Here is a 15,952-nt window from a genome sequence, read left to right on the forward strand (position 1 = left end):
CTCTCGATCGTCATGCAGAACTTGGTCGTCCGGGCCTGAACCTCAAACCGCAGCGGCAGGTGGCGCGGCGGGTGTGATGCTATCCAGGAACGTGGGCCGCCGAAGCTTCTTCGTCGGCGCGGCCGGCGCCTCGGTCACCGTCGGGATCGTGTCCTCCTCCGTCTTCTTAGAAGTCGACAAGTCGACGTTGGCGTCGAAGCCAAAGGCGGCGGCCACGAATGTTACCGCGTCTTCGACCGAGCGTGCAGCGGACGCCGCCTGCTCTGAAGCCTCGGATGTCTCGGCCACGACAGCCTCAGCTGCAGGGACAGCGACGTCAGAGGTGGCCACAATCTGGTCCGTCGAAGCGGGCTTCTTCGCCGTCGCCCAGGTCAGCGTCGGTACCACCTCCGTTTCCAGCCAAGACCGAAGCTCGGCCTTGTCAGGCCACGTGGTATCGCTGCCCATCTTGTAGAGCAAAGCACTCACCGCGGCCCAGCGCGAGCCGGACGGCAACCGGGTCCGGTTAATGACGTAGGCTACTTTTTCGTGCGGAGCGACGAACTCGGCGAGGCTCCCCAGCTCCTGGTTTGCAAGACGTGCCGTCAGTGCGCTTCGGTTGATGAGCGTCTTCTTGACGATGGTTTTCTTCTTCAAAGCCTCCGCGACATGGATGAGGATTTCCTCGATGTGCGCCTCGAACGCCTTCACCCCATCGCGCACCTTGATAGCGATGATCGCCTTCAGCCCGTCGAGCCCGCCGGCCTCGTAAGGATCGACGGCCGGCGTCCCCTCGGTGTCTGACGTCGACCGGGCGATAATCGCCGTGACGTCCTGAACCCGCAGCCGATCATGCGTGCTGGCAAAGCCGATGATCTCCTCGACTTGCTCCGGCGTGGCCGCACTCATTTTTCCGAGCACGGTCGGACCCACGGCAAGCGCAACCAGGATCCCCTTATGGGGCTGGAGGTTGCGGTAGATCGCGCGCTTGGTGCGCATGTGCCGTGCGGTGTAGCCGCAGCATTCGAGCGCCCATTTCTCCAAGGTACCCTCCGGCAGGAGCTGGGCGATCTTTTCAAATCGCTCCCCTTCTTCGAAGGCATCCTCCGTCGATCTGCGCCGGGCGCCGATGAAGAGTTTGGCCTCCTCCTCGAGCATCTTCTTCAGCTCATCGCTGATTTCGTGCTCCTCATAGAACGGGCGAGCGCGGTGGGCCGATGCGGCTGCTTTTCTGATGGTGTTCATAGTTTGTCTCCGTGTTTGCTAGCGCACGTAAGATTCATCGACCTTACGCATACTATTATCGCGCATCGATCAAGCAAATCTACCAACCATAAGTTTTGCAATAATTGTTAACCGAGATCCAGTCTTTGAACTATACTATAAATACTTCCAAATCGACCGATCCACCACCGCGACGCCAGAATCTTGCTTTCCGTTGAGGAAAGTAGAATCCACACTTAATGCGTGTGTCATTCGGGGCACGTTCCGGCCTGTCACCAGGCACCCGCCCCTTTCAACATCCCGCGGCGCCTGGTAGCCACAACAGACCGGCTACAACCCGTTTGCATGGAAGAGCGCGCTGATGGCGAAGGCCATTTTGACGACCAAGATCGATCCGACCTATGATGATCTGCCCGAGCAGCGCTATCATTTCCCGCGCACCTATCTGCGCCAGGTCGAGGCCGCGCGCGGCGACTGGATCGTCTACTACGAGCCACGACGGCCAAGCGGCGACCTCATGAAGACAGGTGGCAAGCAGGCCTACTTCGCGACCGCCAGGATCGTCGACATTATTGAGGATCCCGCGAGAGCCGACCATTTCTATGCGCTGATCGAGGACTTCCTGCCCTTCGACCACGCCGTGCCGTTCAGGGAGGTGGACCATTATTATGAGAGCGGTCTGCGCAAGGAGGATGGCTCGACGAACAAGGGGGCCTTCGGGCGCGCCGTGCGCACCATCCCGGATGCGGAATACGACCTGATCCTGGCGGCCGGCTTCGCGCATGTGCTCGGGCGACGGGATCGAGAACGCCGGGCGCCAGATCCAGCCGAAGAAGCGCGCCTCGGCTTTGGGGACAATCCGCAGATGCCCTACGAGATCGATAGTGTCGACCGCCGGATCATCTCCCAGGTCGTGCAGCGTCCGTTCCGGGACAGGGCCTTCTCCGCGGCGATCAAGGCGGCCTATCAGGATACCTGTGCCGTGACCGGGCTGAAGCTGATCAACGGCGGCGGCCGCTCGGAGGTTCAGGCGGCTCATATCCGCCCCGTAGCCGACCGCGGCCCCGACAGTGTCCGCAACGGTCTCGCACTCTCCGGCACCGTGCACTGGATGTTCGATCGCGGACTGATATCCGTCGATGACGATTACAGCCTGCTGATCGCCAGTGGCAGCGTTCCGGACACCATCACGCGCCTCATCAACCCGCAGCGGCGCCTGCTCGTGCCGTCACGCCCTGACGAGCGGCCGCATTCACAGTTCCTGCAGTATCACCGCGAGAGCGTGTTTAAGGGGTGATGGTGCGGAAATAATTTCCGCACCGCAAGCTGACCTTATTCCTCGCTGAAGAAATCTTCGTCCAGCCGCTTGAACTCCACCATCCAATAGCTGCGGACGCCGACGTCGTGTTCGATCATGAGCACGGCAAGTTCCTGGCCGTCGATGAGGATGATCCGCTGCGACAGATGCTTGACGTAGTCGCGCGCGGGCTGGCTGAAGGTGGAGGTTGTGACGAAGACGCCCTTGGTGGCGCCGAGGCCGACGAGACTGCCGACGAAGCCGTTCACATCCGGGCGGCCGACGGCATTGCCGGGGGCGTAGCGCTTCGCCTGGACATAGATGCGGTTGAGGCCGAGGCGGTCCTCGTTGACGATGCCGTCGACGCCGCCGTCACCGGAGCGGCCGAGCTGGGCGGCGGCGTCCTTGTGGCTGCCGCTATAGCCCATTGCGACGAGATCGAAGACAAGCTGTTCGAAGTGGGCTGGACTGTTGGCGAGGATGCGCTGGAGCAGTTCATCGAGCAGAGCGGCTTGCAGGACCGCATCTGCAGCGTCGGACGCACACACAGCGCGATAGGTCGGCATGTTAAGGCAGAGACCTATTCTATTTTCTACGACTGTAAGTTATAATTTGGGAGTAATGAAATCACGTCGTAGGCACCCTAGGCCACGACATCGGGGCGGTGAATTATTCTGACTGGCGTGAAACCTAAAGTGGTAGACCTATTCGCTGGCGCTGGCGGATTTTCCCTGGCCGCCGTAGAGGCCGGGTGTGAGATCGTCTTCGCGGTCGAGTTTGATAAGAATGCCGCTACGACCTACAAAAACAATATCGGCGCGAAACATCGCAGCAAGGACGTTGTAGTTTACAATCAGGACATCACCTCGCTTAGCGCGATCAGTCTTGCAAGGGAGCATTTCTCAGCGTTCGAATGCGATCTGCTACTGGGCGGTCCCCCATGCCAAGGCTTCTCGACCCACAGGATCAACGATGCGGGGGTTAATGATCCGCGTAATGCGTTAATCCATGACTATTTCACCTTCGTGCGCAGCCTGAGGCCAAAGGTGTTCTTAATGGAGAACGTGCCCGGCATGCTGTGGCCACGCCACAAGAACTACCTCGATGAGTTCTACAGGCAAGCGCGTGACAGTGGCTACGTTGTCCACCAGCCCCACAAACTGGATGCGCGGGACTATGGCATTCCGCAACGGCGACAGCGAGTCTTCATCCTTGGTGTTCGTAGGGACGTTGTTACGGATGGTTTTGAGTGGCCGCCAGCACCAACCCATTGCGAGCCTGAAACGGCGACGTCCACGGGGTTGAAGCCTTGGCTACCGTGCGAAACTGCGTTCGAGAACCTACCCGACGATGATGTTAATAGCGTGCACATGAACCACGGCCTCGAACTGACTGCCGCGTTCGAACGAACGCCACCGAAAGGTGGAAGTCGGAAGGATTCTGGACGAATGCTCGATTGCCACATCGGCCACGATGGGCACCACGACGTCTACGGCCGCATCGATCCCAGCAAACCCGCCCCCACCATGACGACAGCGTGCGTCAATCCCTCCAAAGGCAGGTTCGTGCATCCGGTCCTGCATCACGGTATCACGGCCCGTCAGGCCGCACGTATTCAGACTTTTCCAGATGACTACATTTTTACTGGCGGTTTGATGGCTGCTGGCAAGCAGATCGGAAATGCCGTCCCGGTGGCGTTCGGGCAGTGCCTCATCCAGCACATAAAGATGTTGCTCGTTCGCGATCACGCCCACCAAGATCACCAAGAGAACACCAACATTCGGGTGAAGCCGATTGGCGAGCTGGTTGAGGCATGAGGACAGTTGGCTTCAAAACCAGGGCGCGTACCGTCGATCACCTCGGACGGGAGCAGATCGCCGACGTACCCACGGCAATCTCGGAGCTGTGGAAGAACTCTTACGACGCATACGCCCGGTCGGTGTCGTTGACCATCTTCGACGACGATCCATTGGTCGTTACCATCGCCGACGACGGTCATGGAATGAGCGTGGATGAACTGATAGATCGCTGGTTGGTCGTCGGTACAGAATCCAAGCTTTTTGGGGATGCTCGAACAGATGACGATCGTGATGGACTGGAGCCGAGGACGCGCCAAGGCCAGAAGGGAATCGGCCGGCTTTCATCGGCACATTTAGGTCCATTGATGCTGTTGGTGACCAAGCGCAGGCAGCACAAGATAGCTGGTGCCCTAATCGATTGGAGGCTTTTCGAGAATCCGTTCTTGATCCTTGCCGACATTGAGATACCCGTTGTCGAGTTTGACCATCCGACGGAGATCCCGGAATTCCTGCCCCTGATGGCCGAGGCGCTGCTTGAGAACGTTCTTGGCACAGGTCGGGCGGACGAGCGGTCCTCGAGGTTGATTGACGCCTGGGCCGAGTATGATCTCGCCGCGCAGGCAGAGGGTAAAGCCACGCCGTCCCATTCCATCGTGACGTCTTGCAACTCATTTAAGCTGACCGCGGACTATATGGCGCCATGGGGCGTTTGGACTGGAGCGAGCGACAGGGGCACCGTCATGGTGGTCTCCGGCGCCAGCGACGAATTCGCGGCACTTCTGCCTGGCAACAGTCACCTGGCGACGGCGAAGGATGACAAAGCCCGATTCGAGACGACCTTAGGGAGCTTCGTAGATCCGCTCTATGATCCCGCCAGACCTGAGGTCAATGCGGCCAAGACTGACTTCGAATATGGTGTCTTCGTCTCCTCTAATGGCCAGTTGAGCAAGATCATTGGCTCGGCTGCCGAATTCAATAGATCGCTCACAGACCGGATGGAGCACATCGTCGACGGCCGCATCGACGAGAAAGGCGTATTCAGGGGGCAAATCAAGTCCTTCGGCAAGTGGCGTAAAGTCGGAAGCGACTATGAGATCCGACCGCCAAAGGATTTCGTTCTGCCCAGCGGGACAGGGGCCTCGCTCGGGCCTGTCGACGTGTATTTCGCGACCTTTGAGCAAGAGCAGAAGAACTCCACCCACACACCAATGGAGTTCGAGTCCCTCAAACAGCACGCCTCTCCCCATGCCGGCCTGATGATATACCGAAACGGCCTGCGCGTTCTGCCCTACGGCCGCGAAGACAATGACTTCTTCGAGATCGAGAAGCGCCGAAGCAACCATGCCGGCCGTGAGTACTGGAACGCTCGACGTATCTTCGGGCGCATCGCTATCAGCAGGGAACACAACCCGAATCTTAAGGACAAAGCAGGTCGCGAAGGCTTCATCGTCAACAAGGCGGCCAAAACCCTCAAGACCCTGATCATTAACATCCTCAGATCGTCTGCGTACGACTACTTCGGCACAAATGCCGACGACCGAGGCGCTGAACTGGCAGAGACCCAGCGCAATTTCGCCGAGCTTAAGGCCAAGGAGGCGCAGGCAAAGCTACGCCAGAAGCAGCGAAAGGAATTTCGAAAGAATCTTAGGGCTCGGACAAACAGCCTCCCATCTGTATCGGAACGGCTGCGGGCGGATATTGCCGCAACCCGGATCGAGTTCGCAGACGACATCCCTCTCGCCCAGGAACGTCTTGAAGCGGCTCAGGCGAGTGTAGCCGAACTGCGCTTGCCAGGCGCGCCCTCCCCGCTCGGTACCCTTGAGGACGAATACAGGACGTATCGTCGGGCGATGGCCGACCTGAACCAGATGGTCGCAGATTTCTCAACCAGCATCGCAAGCGCTGTCGAACGAATACATCCGCCGTCGCCCGAAGAGATCGTGCTCAAGCAGATCCAGCGTAACGAGGGCCAGCTCACGTCGCGTGTGACCCGCTGGTCGAAAGAGATAAGGGTGCTGCAGGACGCAGAACGCATTCGAATCGGCGATCTTGTCGCGGAGCGCAACAAGCTCCTGCGCGAGGAAACCATGCCGCTGGTCGAACAAACCGCTACTGGTAGGTTGTCTTTGACTGCGGCATCCAGAGCTGTCCTCGAGGCCAAGCATAGGATCGATGGCGAGAACGAGCTGCTGTTCCAGAACTACATCCTTGCGCTGGAGAACCTCAAGGACAGCATCGATATACAGGCGATCGCCATCTTGGGAGGCGACGAAACCAGCGAGCTGCGCAGCACCGTCGATCGACTGAACGGGCTGGCGCAACTGGGCATAACCGTGGAGTTCCTCGACCATGAGCTCCATTCCCATGACGCACTTATCGACGACGGTATCCAAAGACTCAGGAAGAAGCTTGGCGAGGATAAAGACCTCGAACAGTTGGCTACCGGTTACGCCGGTCTCAAGCAGATACTCGATTTCCTGGGCCCATTGCGCATGGCTGGGCGCCCGCAGCCCCGCGACCTTAGCGGCGACTACATCTACCAATACGTATCACAGTTCTTCGGTCGGATGATTGCGGCCAGCGGCATTGCATTCGTTGCTACCCCTGCATTCCGACGCTTCAGTGTTTTCGATCAGCCCTCACGATTGCTGCCGGTCTTCGTGAATCTCGTAAACAACAGCATCTATTGGCTGATTAACGGACGCGTTGAGGATCCAGAGATTATGCTCGATGTCCGCGATGGCGAGGTGATCGTAGCCGACAATGGTCCCGGCGTAGACGAGATAGACCTCAGAAGGCTGTTCTCTTTGTTCTTCACCAGGAAAATCGAGGGCGGGCGCGGTGTGGGCCTTTATTTATCCCAGGCCAATCTCGCCGCCGCAGGACACACGATCCGTTACGTACAAGACGAGGACAGGAAGATCCTGTCTGGCGCGAACTTCGCAATGAGGTTCCGGGGGGCGAACATCGATGACTGAGTTGGCAGGGGCGCCAGCGGGGGAACCCAAGGCTACGTTTTCGGATCTGGTCAAGCAGGCGTTTATAGACCCAATTAGGTCGGTACTTATCATCGACGACCAGTATCCCACATGGGAGCAAATTTTCAGTGATGAAGGCTACGATGCCTCCGACAGGAACCGGTGGGCGCCCAAGAGCAAGATCCTGAAGGTGGTGACACAATTCCGAAAGATGTCGCCAGCGCTGACGGTGGACATCCATGACGGCCGGCACAACGAGGAGATCGGCAGCTATCTGCACCAGTCGGACCTTCTGGTGCTTGACTATCAGCTTGAGAAAAACGAGCCGCATGGCATCCGTGCGACGGAGATTATTGCCGATCTGCTCAAGAACAATCACTTCAATCTAGTGATGATCCACACCGCGATCGGCGATCTGGTCGATCCGTTCAACACCGTCTTGATGTCGCTTCTAACGCCATTGAGCATCTCGGATGCCAGGGCGGAAGAGGGCCAAGAATTGATCGGAGCGTTGGAGGACAGCGGGAACGAGCGTTTTGTTAACGTTCTCGAGGATTTGGAGAACGCCCTGAGCGCGACCGCTTATATCGCGCTCCAGCGTCATGTGCTGAATGGAGGCAAGCCAGTCGAGTTCCTGAAGTCTTCTGTGGAGTTGGCGAGGTATCGTGCCATCGCCGACGAAGCCGGTTGGAACGTCAATGACCGCCTCAGAGTGATGGATTGGGGGATGTCATTACATAACAAGAAGGTAGCTTCCCACGAAGCATCCCCAAGGGATTTACGGTGGAGTGTTCCAGGGAACCGTCGTAAGGCATGGATTCGCACCAACGGCGGCTTCATTGCCTTTGCCGACAAGAAGAACACCGAGCTGCTGAAGATCCTCCAGGCTGCGATAGAGGATTGGCGTCCGTCTCCATCAAGACTTATGTCCTCCCGCATTCGTGCGGAGATTAGCAAGCAGGGCGCCGGCGCCGAGGACAGTGCTCTGAGCGACAAGCATGCCTATTGGCAATACTACCAAGAACTGCGCGGCGCGCCCTTGGATGCCTCGCCACTTGCGCGAAAGAATCGTCGTAAGACTTTGCTTGAGAGCCATACTGCGCGCCACACCGAACGCCTTCTCGATCTGATCGGCAAGAAGGCGGTCGAGTTCGGTTTAAAAGTGCTTGAAACGGATCCAAGCGAGGCTAATCCAAAGACCGCAGGTTTCTCCAGGCACTACGCCATCAATACTTCGGTAAAGGCGGAGCGCGATAAAGCGCGTTCGCATTACAATGCGCATATATCGACCAAGCAGCTCTCAGGCTGGCACCTTCATCCTGGACACATTTTCAGGACTGATCAGGAGATGTGGGTATGCCTATCGCCATCATGCGACTTGGTGCCGATGCAAAAGACCTCAGTCGCCGTTAGGGATTCTAGTGCAGCATCCGTAAAGCCGTTTGTGGCGGTCCGGCTCACCGAGAAAGCGACGTATTCTGGCTCCGAAGTGAACTCAAACACGTTGATCTTCCTCAAAGAGGGAGATGCTATCAAGACGTATACTGTCTATCCGAGGGGCGGCGAGTTCGGTTCGCCCGTGTGGCGACTCTTCATGGCCGCGGATTACGGCAAGTTCGAGATTGGGGAAGACCGGACTGCCGAGCTTAACCTCAGCTACCTTTCCGGCAAGGGCCAGAAGATGCAGGTCGTACAGATAAAAGCCCGACTGTTTGGCCAGTTGAGATATGAGTACGCTTTGAATTTGATTCAGAAGTTGGGTGTCGAGTTCACTAGGATCGGTCTCGACTTCTCTGCACCAACTGAATGATGTTCGCCGACGAACCTTCAAGCAGAGACGAAATGCCGCTTCGTAGCGCGAGGCAGATGGAAGCCTGTGCATCGATTTCTGCAGTAGCCGAGGGGAGCGACTGCCAGTCTCTGCAGCTTCGCCGTCATCCGCGCTATGAGAGCTGGCTCGGGAAATCTGCACATCGGGGATGAGTGGAGTTTCTGCCTGACTTCGGCTTAGATGCCGGGAACAGGAGAGACCATGACGAGACGACTGCGCCGGAACCATAGCCCGGCTTTCAAGGCGAAGGTGGCACTTGCCGCCATCCGAGGTGAGCAGACGCTGGTGGAGTTGTCCCAGCAGTTCGATGTGCACGCCAACCAGATCAAGCAATGGAAAGACCAGCTCCTTGAGGGGGCGACGGGTGTGTTCGGCGATGAAACGAAGGCGGAGCCGTCGGGTCCGACCATCGATGTCAAAACGCTGCACGCGAAAATCGGCGAACTGACACTGGAGAACGATTTTTTATCCGGTGCGCTCGGCAAGGCGGGATTGCTGGGCGGAAAGAAATGATCGACCGCGAGCACAAGCTATCCGTCGTGCGCCAGGCGAAGCTTCTCGGCTTCAGCCGTGGCAGCGTCTACTATTCTCCACGTCCGGTGTCTGACGGCGATCTGGCCCTTATGCGCCGGATTGACGAACTGCATCTCGACTACCCCTTTGCCGGAAGTCGGATGTTGCAGGGGCTCTTGAGAGGAGAAGGTCTGGAGACCGGGCGACTACACGTCGCCACGCTGATGAAGAAGATGGGCATCGAGGCGATCTACCGCCGCCCGAACACCTCGAAACCGGCGCCAGGGCACAAGATTTATCCCTACCTCCTACGAAAGCTGGCAGTCACCCGGCCCAATCAGGTCTGGGCAATGGACCTGACCTACATCCCCATGGCGCGGGGATTTGTCTATCTGTGCGCCGTCGTGGACTGGTTCAGCCGGAAGGTCTTGTCATGGCGCTTGTCGATCACGATGGAAGCAGCCTTCTGCATCGAGGCGGTGGAGGAGGCACTTGCCCGTCATGGCAAGCCGGAAATCTTCAATACCGACCAGGGATCGCAGTTCACCTCCATCGACTTCACCGCCGTGCTGAAGAGGTCGCAGATCGCCGTCTCGATGGATGGCAAGGGTGCCTGGCGAGACAATGTCTTCGTCGAGCGGCTCTGGCGTTCGATCAAATACGAGGAAGTCTACCTCCATGCCTACAAGACTGTGTCCGAGGCACGCGCTGGCATCGGCCGATATCTGAACTTCTACAACACCAGACGCCCACATTCATCCCTTGGCCGGCAGACGCCGGATCAGGCCTACTTTAACGCGCTGGCACCGATGATGGTGGCGGCATAATCGAGGCGGAAATCCACTTAGCAAAACGCCCGAAACTGTTCAGACAAACCGAACCACCTCTATGCGCTCCTTGGTTGATATGGTAGATTTTTAGTTCTTCAAGATGAAGTGCCGGATGGCGGAGATCGCCAGGGAGCGATGGAAAGACATGCGCGGATGCTACCTTAGGACGGGATCTGCAATCTACCTAAGTGTAGGGCAAGAATCACACCGAAGCTGAATGTCATTATAAAACAGTCGATTAAAGCGCACCGACAAGCGGAAATAATTTCCGCTCCGACGTTCAGCGAACCTGCTGCCGAATGCGCCGGCACCGCTTCTGGATCTGATGCGTGACCTTCTCCAGAACCCGAGCCGGATCGCCAGCAAGGGCAGTAATTTGCGAAGCCACATCCTCGCATCGCGTGGCTACAAGCTCAGCCAACTCAGCAACGCGCCTGAGCGTCGATGCCCCGCTTAATCCGATGTCGGCGGCAAGTGCCTGCCAGTCGGCTTTCTGCAGATCCGCAGCGCTGATCCGGCCTGCGATTGCCTGAGGCAGGCTTTGGTCGACGTTGGGATAGACGGCAGCGCACATCAGGTCATAGAGCGGCGCCATCTTCGCGGACCCACCCGCACCGATCAGGATCGAGTAGTTCTTCGCGTGCGAATCCGAGTTGCAAATGAGCACATTGAGGATGACCGCATTGAGGAATGTCATGCGCTCTGCAGGCGAAGCCAGGTCGCTGGCGGCTTGGAACATCATTTTCAGGGTCACGCCGCGCCCGGTCGAGGAGCGCTCGTATTTGTGAGACGGGAAATGTCCGGTGAGCTGGCAAAGATCTTCCTGGTGAAGCCGGCGAATTTCGCCTTGCGGATCGGTGAAGCGGTCATAGCGCTTCACCAGAAGATAGCGGCGGCGACCAGCCACACCGATGGTCGCCTCAGCAGCCTCAAGACCGCAGGCGCGCGCAAGAGCGAGACAGAAGGCTTCATTCTCGACGCTGCCTGCCAGCCGATTGGTATCCGGCTTTAGAATGTGGGTGGAGGGTGTCCCATCAACAGGGATGGATATCGCGTCGTTCTCGCTGACGAAGACCGGCAGCTTCTCCTGGACGCCCGCGAGAGACATCGAGACCCCGCGCTCCCCGACCAGGAAGGGCTTTGCCGGAAGCTCATTGAGAATGCGCTCCAGCGCCGCGGCATCCGGCACGGGCTGAAGATTGACACCTGGTCGACGGGGCTGACCGATCGACAGGGCGCCGGCCGTGTCGCGCCCGATATGGGCGAGGAGACCGACGATGTCCTGAGGCGAGACTTTAAGACGCTGCCCGATTTCGGCGAGGTGGGTTTCCGGAAGCAGATTGGCGAGCCAGGGCAGCAACCTGTCGGCGGCCACCGGACCGGACCGCAAAGGCATTGTCAACGAAAGCGGGAAAGCTGAGCGTCGAGCTTCCCAACTCGGTTCATACTCCAGCCGCCACGCGCCATCGAAGGTCAGACGCGCGACCGGAAAGCCTTCGTAATAGATGGTCGTCATCGGCCGTCTCCGAAGGTGGGCAGGAACCCAAGGTCGTCTTCCGGGGCGTCCGTGACGGACTGGGCAGCCTTGAGGTCACCGATCTCCAGTCCAACGCTGCGCGCCACGATCAGTGACTTCTCAAGCTGACAACTCGGCTTTCCGGACTCAAGCTCCACAATGAAGCGCTCACCTGTGCCGGAGCGCGCCGCAAGCTCGGTCTGTGTCCAGCCGAGCGCCTTTCGCTTCTCGCGGATCGCGGCGCCGAAGTCGCGCGCGGACTTGAGCATGGAACATCTCCCGTGGTGGCTTACCGTACAGGAAGATTTTTTGCCAATCAATGCAGTTCTTACCGAGCGGGAAGCCTTGTGAGCTACGCTCAGGATCACACCGATCGGGAAGTTTTTGCGCGTGGAAAGGCGTCGGAGATTGGCGGTCCTTGAGCCCGTGGTATCGCGTGTGGTACACCTGCGGGTATCGCAATTTCGCCAATGAGAGCGGCAGGTTAGGGAAAGTCCAGCTTTCTCAGGTATCGCGGGCCTATCTGGCGGAGAGTCCCCCCCTCTCCGCCAGGTTGTATCTGCCCGACCGGGATACATAGATGACACTTCGTACCTGAGACATAGGTAACAACCTCGTGCCGAACGGGTTGTGGATGGTTTGCAACGTTCTCTGTTGCAGGTCGATATAGCCCAGATCGTAGCGCAAGAAGCTGACGAGCTAAATGCCGTCGTCGACTTCTTTTACTCCCAGTTTCTGGCCGGCCACAACAAACAGTTGAGATGTTGATTTTCTTGCGATGTATGCAGATGCCGCCGCAGCTGGTGACAAGAGCGTCGCGATCATGGAACGGGTATTCGATCTCGGCAGCCCTTCATACCGACGCGGCGACGCCGTCTAGACGTCGTTCGGCACCTTCATCGCCAGAGCCTCATGCGGCCTTTCGCGACCCGTTTTGTTTCTAACTAGATAGCCTCAAGACGTCTCGTCGCTCTGCAACAAGCGCTTTCGTTCTATTGCCTGACAACTACGGGCTGTGAGTCGGCCATACTGAACCGATCATCGAATTCGCTTTCCGCAATGCAAGCTTGGTCGCTGGGACAGAACATGGCGAAGCCGGTTCGGCGTACTGCAGCCTGTAACCAGCGTAGGCGTCGCTGGGAGGCGATCATGAGCATCGCCTCCTGGATGCCAGCGACAATGAGAAGATCAGCCGATCGAGGTGGTCATCACTCCTTCGATCGAGGCCGGGATGCGTCGAAGGAAATCCTGGGTCTTACGTGCGACGCAGTCTCTGACTATCGCTGCGTCGTCAACCCAATAAAAATCTGGGTCGATCTGGACGCGACGCGACGCGTTCGAAGCGCCGTCGCTGCCCTTATTGATCGAACGCTTCAGGCCACCGGAAGTGAGCCTCGCATTTGGCCATGTCATCGAGTAACTTAGTACAAGCCTAGTATCGCCTGCAGTTGCCTGTTCGCCTTCTAGGCCTACTTTGTAATGATCTGCGACGCCGTCGTTAGAAGATCATGGACGAGCGAAGACCAATAACATCCTTGTAGACATGGCACATAACAGCTGGCGACAGAGCCACGCATCGGTTTTGGACCTTTCCGATGGTACGAGATTCTCTATGATCCAGCCTGGATGCTTCGATTAAAACCGAAACTGCAATGCTGTTCAGCTCTAACTACGTTCTTGACTGAATGACCGCCGTGTGCTCGAGGTCCGGAATGATGCGATGCCGTGTGGCCTGCTCATAGGCATAGGCGAAGGCAAGCAGGGAAGCCTCCGTCCACATCCGGCCGACGAAGATAAGGCTGAAGGGGGCGCCGTTGGCGTAGCGGCCGGCCGGAACGGTGACGCCAGGGAGGCCGGCGATGTTAATTTCCGAAACGGTCGTCGCCGGGAAGGTCGCCTCGTCGAAAACGCCTGGCAAAGGGTGGGAGCTCTGCGGAAAGACCAGCGCGTCGAGCGCGTTCTCGTCGAGAACGCGATTGAAAATGGTGAGATAGCTCTCGCGGAGCTTAGCGAACGCCCGCATGTCCGGCGGTGTTTCGGGTGCTTTGAGCGATTGTGCGATCAGCGGCGTCTGCCCATGGGCGCCGAGCAGCGTCTCCTCGGCGAAAGGGTCGATCATTAACATCGACGCTAGCTGACGGAACGAGGTCGCAGCCGCCGAGGGCCCAAGTCGTTTCAGGAAATTGTCGAAATCGTAGACGATGCTCTCCATGCCTCGAGAGTCGAACTCGACATTCTTCATCGCCAGATCAGCGAAGGCCGTTTCCTTGAACGGATCATCGACGAGAACGGCACCGAGCGTCTTGATCTCGGCGATCGCCGCCGCGTAGAGGGCTGCGGCTTCCTCACTGAGCGGCGCTTCGCGCCAGCCCGTTCCATAAAGGCCGAGCCGCCTGCCGGCGAGCGCATCCTCTGCCAGAAGGGAGGTGTAGCCCTCCTCCGGAACATGGCCGATGGCGGCAACCGTCTTCGGATCTTCGATCGTGTAGCCGGCGATGATGTCGAGCAGGAGCGCGGCGTCGCGCACGGTGCGGGCATGGGGGCCGACAACGTCGCGGGTGGAGCCTGCAAGCGGCGCGACGCCCGTATTAGGGACAAGCGCGAAGGTCGGCTTGACGCTCACCAGGCTTTGCGCGGCGGCGGGATTTTGGATGGAACCGCCGGTCTCCTCGGCCAGTCCGACCAGCGCGAAGCTGGCGGCAATCGCCGTTGCGGTCCCGCTCGAACTGGCCCCCGGCGCAATCGCGCGATCGACGGCATTGTAGGTCGGGCCTTTCCAGCTCGTGTTTGCGCGCGCGCCGTCATGGCTAAAGGCGGGGATATTGGTTTTGCCGAGAATAATAGCGCCGGCCTCCTTCAAGCGAGCTACGACAGGCGCGTCGCGTTCGGGAACAAGGTCGATGCCGCCGGCCGCGCTCGACAAACCCGCCCAGCCAGCCGTCGAAGGAAGGCCTGCGAAGTCCATTGCCTCCTTGATCACCACCGGGACGCCGGCGAAGAGGCCGAGAGGATCGCCGGCGCTCCGACGCTTATCGATCGCCCTTGCCTCGCTCAGCGCATCGGGGTTCATGAAGGTGAAGGCATTGTAGCAGGGCTCATAAGCGGCGATACGGTCGAGATGGGCCTTGGTCAGAGCTTCGGATGTAAATCGCCCGTCCGCCAGGCCACGCGCAGCCTCGTCGAGCGTCATCTCCACCACATCGATCCCCACGGCGGACGTTGCATGAACCATCATGTCCATTTCACGAACCTTTCTGTTGCAGCCCACTTTCGAACGCGGCGGTTCGATAGGCCGATCTTCATGTCTGAGGATTCCGGAGTGCCGACAGCGCCGTCTTGGCTGGATCAGGCGGCCTTGAAGGTGGTCGACCTGTCGATCAGGCGGAGCAAGGCGTGGCTGTCCATCACGTCGGCGAAGATCGCCGCCATGCTCAGCAAGGTCGCATTGTGCTCCTCGTCGGACAGCGTCGCATTGGCATCGGTGAGGAAGATCACGTTGTAGCCCATCTGCAGCGCGTCGCGTGCGGTGCTCTCGCAGCAGCAATTCGTCAGAGTGCCGGTGATGATCAGCGTGTCGATGCCCCGCGCCTTCAACTCCGCATCCATGGTGCATGTACCAGGAATAAACGCCGAGAACCGTGTCTTGTCGATCGTCAGATCGCCTGGCAGGACTTCGAGCTCGGGGACGATCTGCCAATTGTCGGCATTGCGCGAGAAGGCGGCGGCGAGCCTGGCTGCTTCGCTCTTGCTCGTATAGTTTTCAAACCAGACCGTCCAGGGATTGGCTTCCTCCGCGTCATAGGTGTAGCGCAGAAAGACATTGATGCCGCCTGCGGCGCGAACGGCCGTCGACACCGCGTTGACTGCCGGAAAGATCTCCCGCGTATACGGTACCTCGACCGGCGCGCCCTCGGCGCAGAAGCCGACCTGAAGATCGACGACGACATGAGCGACGTGCCGCATGTTGAGTGTGTCGAAGATTTGC

General features: G+C 58.7%; 11 protein-coding genes and 1 pseudogene. 5 read left to right on the forward strand and 7 right to left on the reverse strand.

Going from position 1 to position 15,952, the window contains the following annotated elements; translation table 11 throughout:
• Positions 1-42 precede the first annotated feature (42 nt).
• On the reverse strand, positions 43-1,224 hold the full coding sequence (locus U8330_RS18020; protein WP_323106615.1) for a hypothetical protein: 1,182 nt from the start codon (positions 1,222-1,224) through the stop codon (positions 43-45).
• A gap of 340 nt (positions 1,225-1,564) precedes the next feature.
• Here U8330_RS18020 and U8330_RS18025 point away from each other — a divergent pair, with 340 nt between their 5' ends.
• Positions 1,565-2,500, forward strand: coding sequence for an HNH endonuclease (locus tag U8330_RS18025; protein WP_323106616.1), 936 nt, complete (start codon positions 1,565-1,567; stop codon positions 2,498-2,500).
• A gap of 35 nt (positions 2,501-2,535) precedes the next feature.
• Here U8330_RS18025 and U8330_RS18030 read toward each other — a convergent pair whose 3' ends face one another.
• Entirely contained in the window at positions 2,536-3,066 is a 531-nt protein-coding gene (locus U8330_RS18030; RefSeq protein ID WP_323106617.1) for a restriction endonuclease, read from the reverse strand.
• A 129-nt stretch (positions 3,067-3,195) separates the two neighbouring features.
• On the opposite strand from U8330_RS18030, the gene U8330_RS18035 reads away from it, so the two are divergent.
• From U8330_RS18035 to U8330_RS18050, 4 genes are all read left to right on the forward strand, one after another.
• Positions 3,196-4,317 carry a DNA cytosine methyltransferase gene (locus U8330_RS18035; RefSeq protein WP_323106618.1) on the forward strand — a complete coding sequence of 374 codons (1,122 nt, stop codon included), beginning with the start codon at positions 3,196-3,198 and terminating at the stop codon, positions 4,315-4,317.
• On the forward strand, positions 4,314-7,277 hold the full coding sequence (locus U8330_RS18040) for an ATP-binding protein (RefSeq protein ID WP_323106619.1): 2,964 nt from the start codon (positions 4,314-4,316) through the stop codon (positions 7,275-7,277). Before U8330_RS18035 ends, U8330_RS18040 begins: the two co-directional genes overlap by 4 nt.
• Entirely contained in the window at positions 7,270-9,087 is a 1,818-nt protein-coding gene (locus U8330_RS18045; RefSeq protein ID WP_323106620.1) for a response regulator receiver domain, read from the forward strand. Before U8330_RS18040 ends, U8330_RS18045 begins: the two co-directional genes overlap by 8 nt.
• Positions 9,088-9,309: 222 nt before the next feature.
• Positions 9,310-10,448, forward strand: a protein-coding gene (locus U8330_RS18050; protein ID WP_323103163.1) for an IS3 family transposase whose coding sequence is annotated in 2 segments (ribosomal slippage) — positions 9,310-9,568 and positions 9,568-10,448 — 1,140 coding nt in all. Because the reading frame shifts where the segments join, the coding sequence is not laid out codon by codon here.
• A gap of 283 nt (positions 10,449-10,731) precedes the next feature.
• Here the strand turns inward: U8330_RS18050 and U8330_RS18055 are convergent.
• From U8330_RS18055 to U8330_RS18070, 5 genes and pseudogenes are all read right to left on the reverse strand, one after another.
• On the reverse strand, positions 10,732-11,967 hold the full coding sequence (locus U8330_RS18055) for a type II toxin-antitoxin system HipA family toxin (protein ID WP_323106621.1): 1,236 nt from the start codon (positions 11,965-11,967) through the stop codon (positions 10,732-10,734).
• Positions 11,964-12,236, reverse strand: a complete 273-nt coding sequence (locus U8330_RS18060; protein WP_323106622.1) for a helix-turn-helix transcriptional regulator — start codon at positions 12,234-12,236, stop codon at positions 11,964-11,966. Before U8330_RS18060 ends, U8330_RS18055 begins: the two co-directional genes overlap by 4 nt.
• Positions 12,237-12,486: 250 nt before the next feature.
• Positions 12,487-12,891, reverse strand: a pseudogene (locus U8330_RS22440) (hypothetical protein); the annotation flags it as partial.
• Between the two features lie 745 nt (positions 12,892-13,636).
• Positions 13,637-15,208, reverse strand: a complete 1,572-nt coding sequence (locus tag U8330_RS18065; RefSeq protein WP_323106624.1) for an amidase — start codon at positions 15,206-15,208, stop codon at positions 13,637-13,639.
• 104 nt (positions 15,209-15,312) lie between these two features.
• Complete coding sequence (locus U8330_RS18070) at positions 15,313-15,930, reverse strand: cysteine hydrolase (RefSeq protein ID WP_323106625.1); 618 nt, start codon at positions 15,928-15,930, stop codon at positions 15,313-15,315.
• Positions 15,931-15,952 lie beyond the last annotated feature (22 nt).

It is taken from the genome of Rhizobium sp. CC-YZS058, assembly GCF_034720595.1.
Taxonomy (GTDB): domain Bacteria; phylum Pseudomonadota; class Alphaproteobacteria; order Rhizobiales; family Rhizobiaceae; genus Ferranicluibacter.

Coding starts and splice junctions, on each gene's coding strand:
- U8330_RS18020 (WP_323106615.1), bottom strand. CDS start 1,224: ATGAACACCATCAGAAAAGCAGCCGCATCGGCCCACCGCGCTCGCCCG.
- U8330_RS18055 (WP_323106621.1), bottom strand. CDS start 11,967: ATGACGACCATCTATTACGAAGGCTTTCCGGTCGCGCGTCTGACCTTC.
- U8330_RS18070 (WP_323106625.1), bottom strand. CDS start 15,930: ATGCGGCACGTCGCTCATGTCGTCGTCGATCTTCAGGTCGGCTTCTGC.
- U8330_RS18030 (WP_323106617.1), bottom strand. CDS start 3,066: ATGCCGACCTATCGCGCTGTGTGTGCGTCCGACGCTGCAGATGCGGTC.
- U8330_RS18065 (WP_323106624.1), bottom strand. CDS start 15,208: ATGGACATGATGGTTCATGCAACGTCCGCCGTGGGGATCGATGTGGTG.
- U8330_RS18060 (WP_323106622.1), bottom strand. CDS start 12,236: ATGCTCAAGTCCGCGCGCGACTTCGGCGCCGCGATCCGCGAGAAGCGA.
- U8330_RS18045 (WP_323106620.1), top strand. CDS start 7,270: ATGACTGAGTTGGCAGGGGCGCCAGCGGGGGAACCCAAGGCTACGTTT.
- U8330_RS18040 (WP_323106619.1), top strand. CDS start 4,314: ATGAGGACAGTTGGCTTCAAAACCAGGGCGCGTACCGTCGATCACCTC.
- U8330_RS18025 (WP_323106616.1), top strand. CDS start 1,565: ATGGCGAAGGCCATTTTGACGACCAAGATCGATCCGACCTATGATGAT.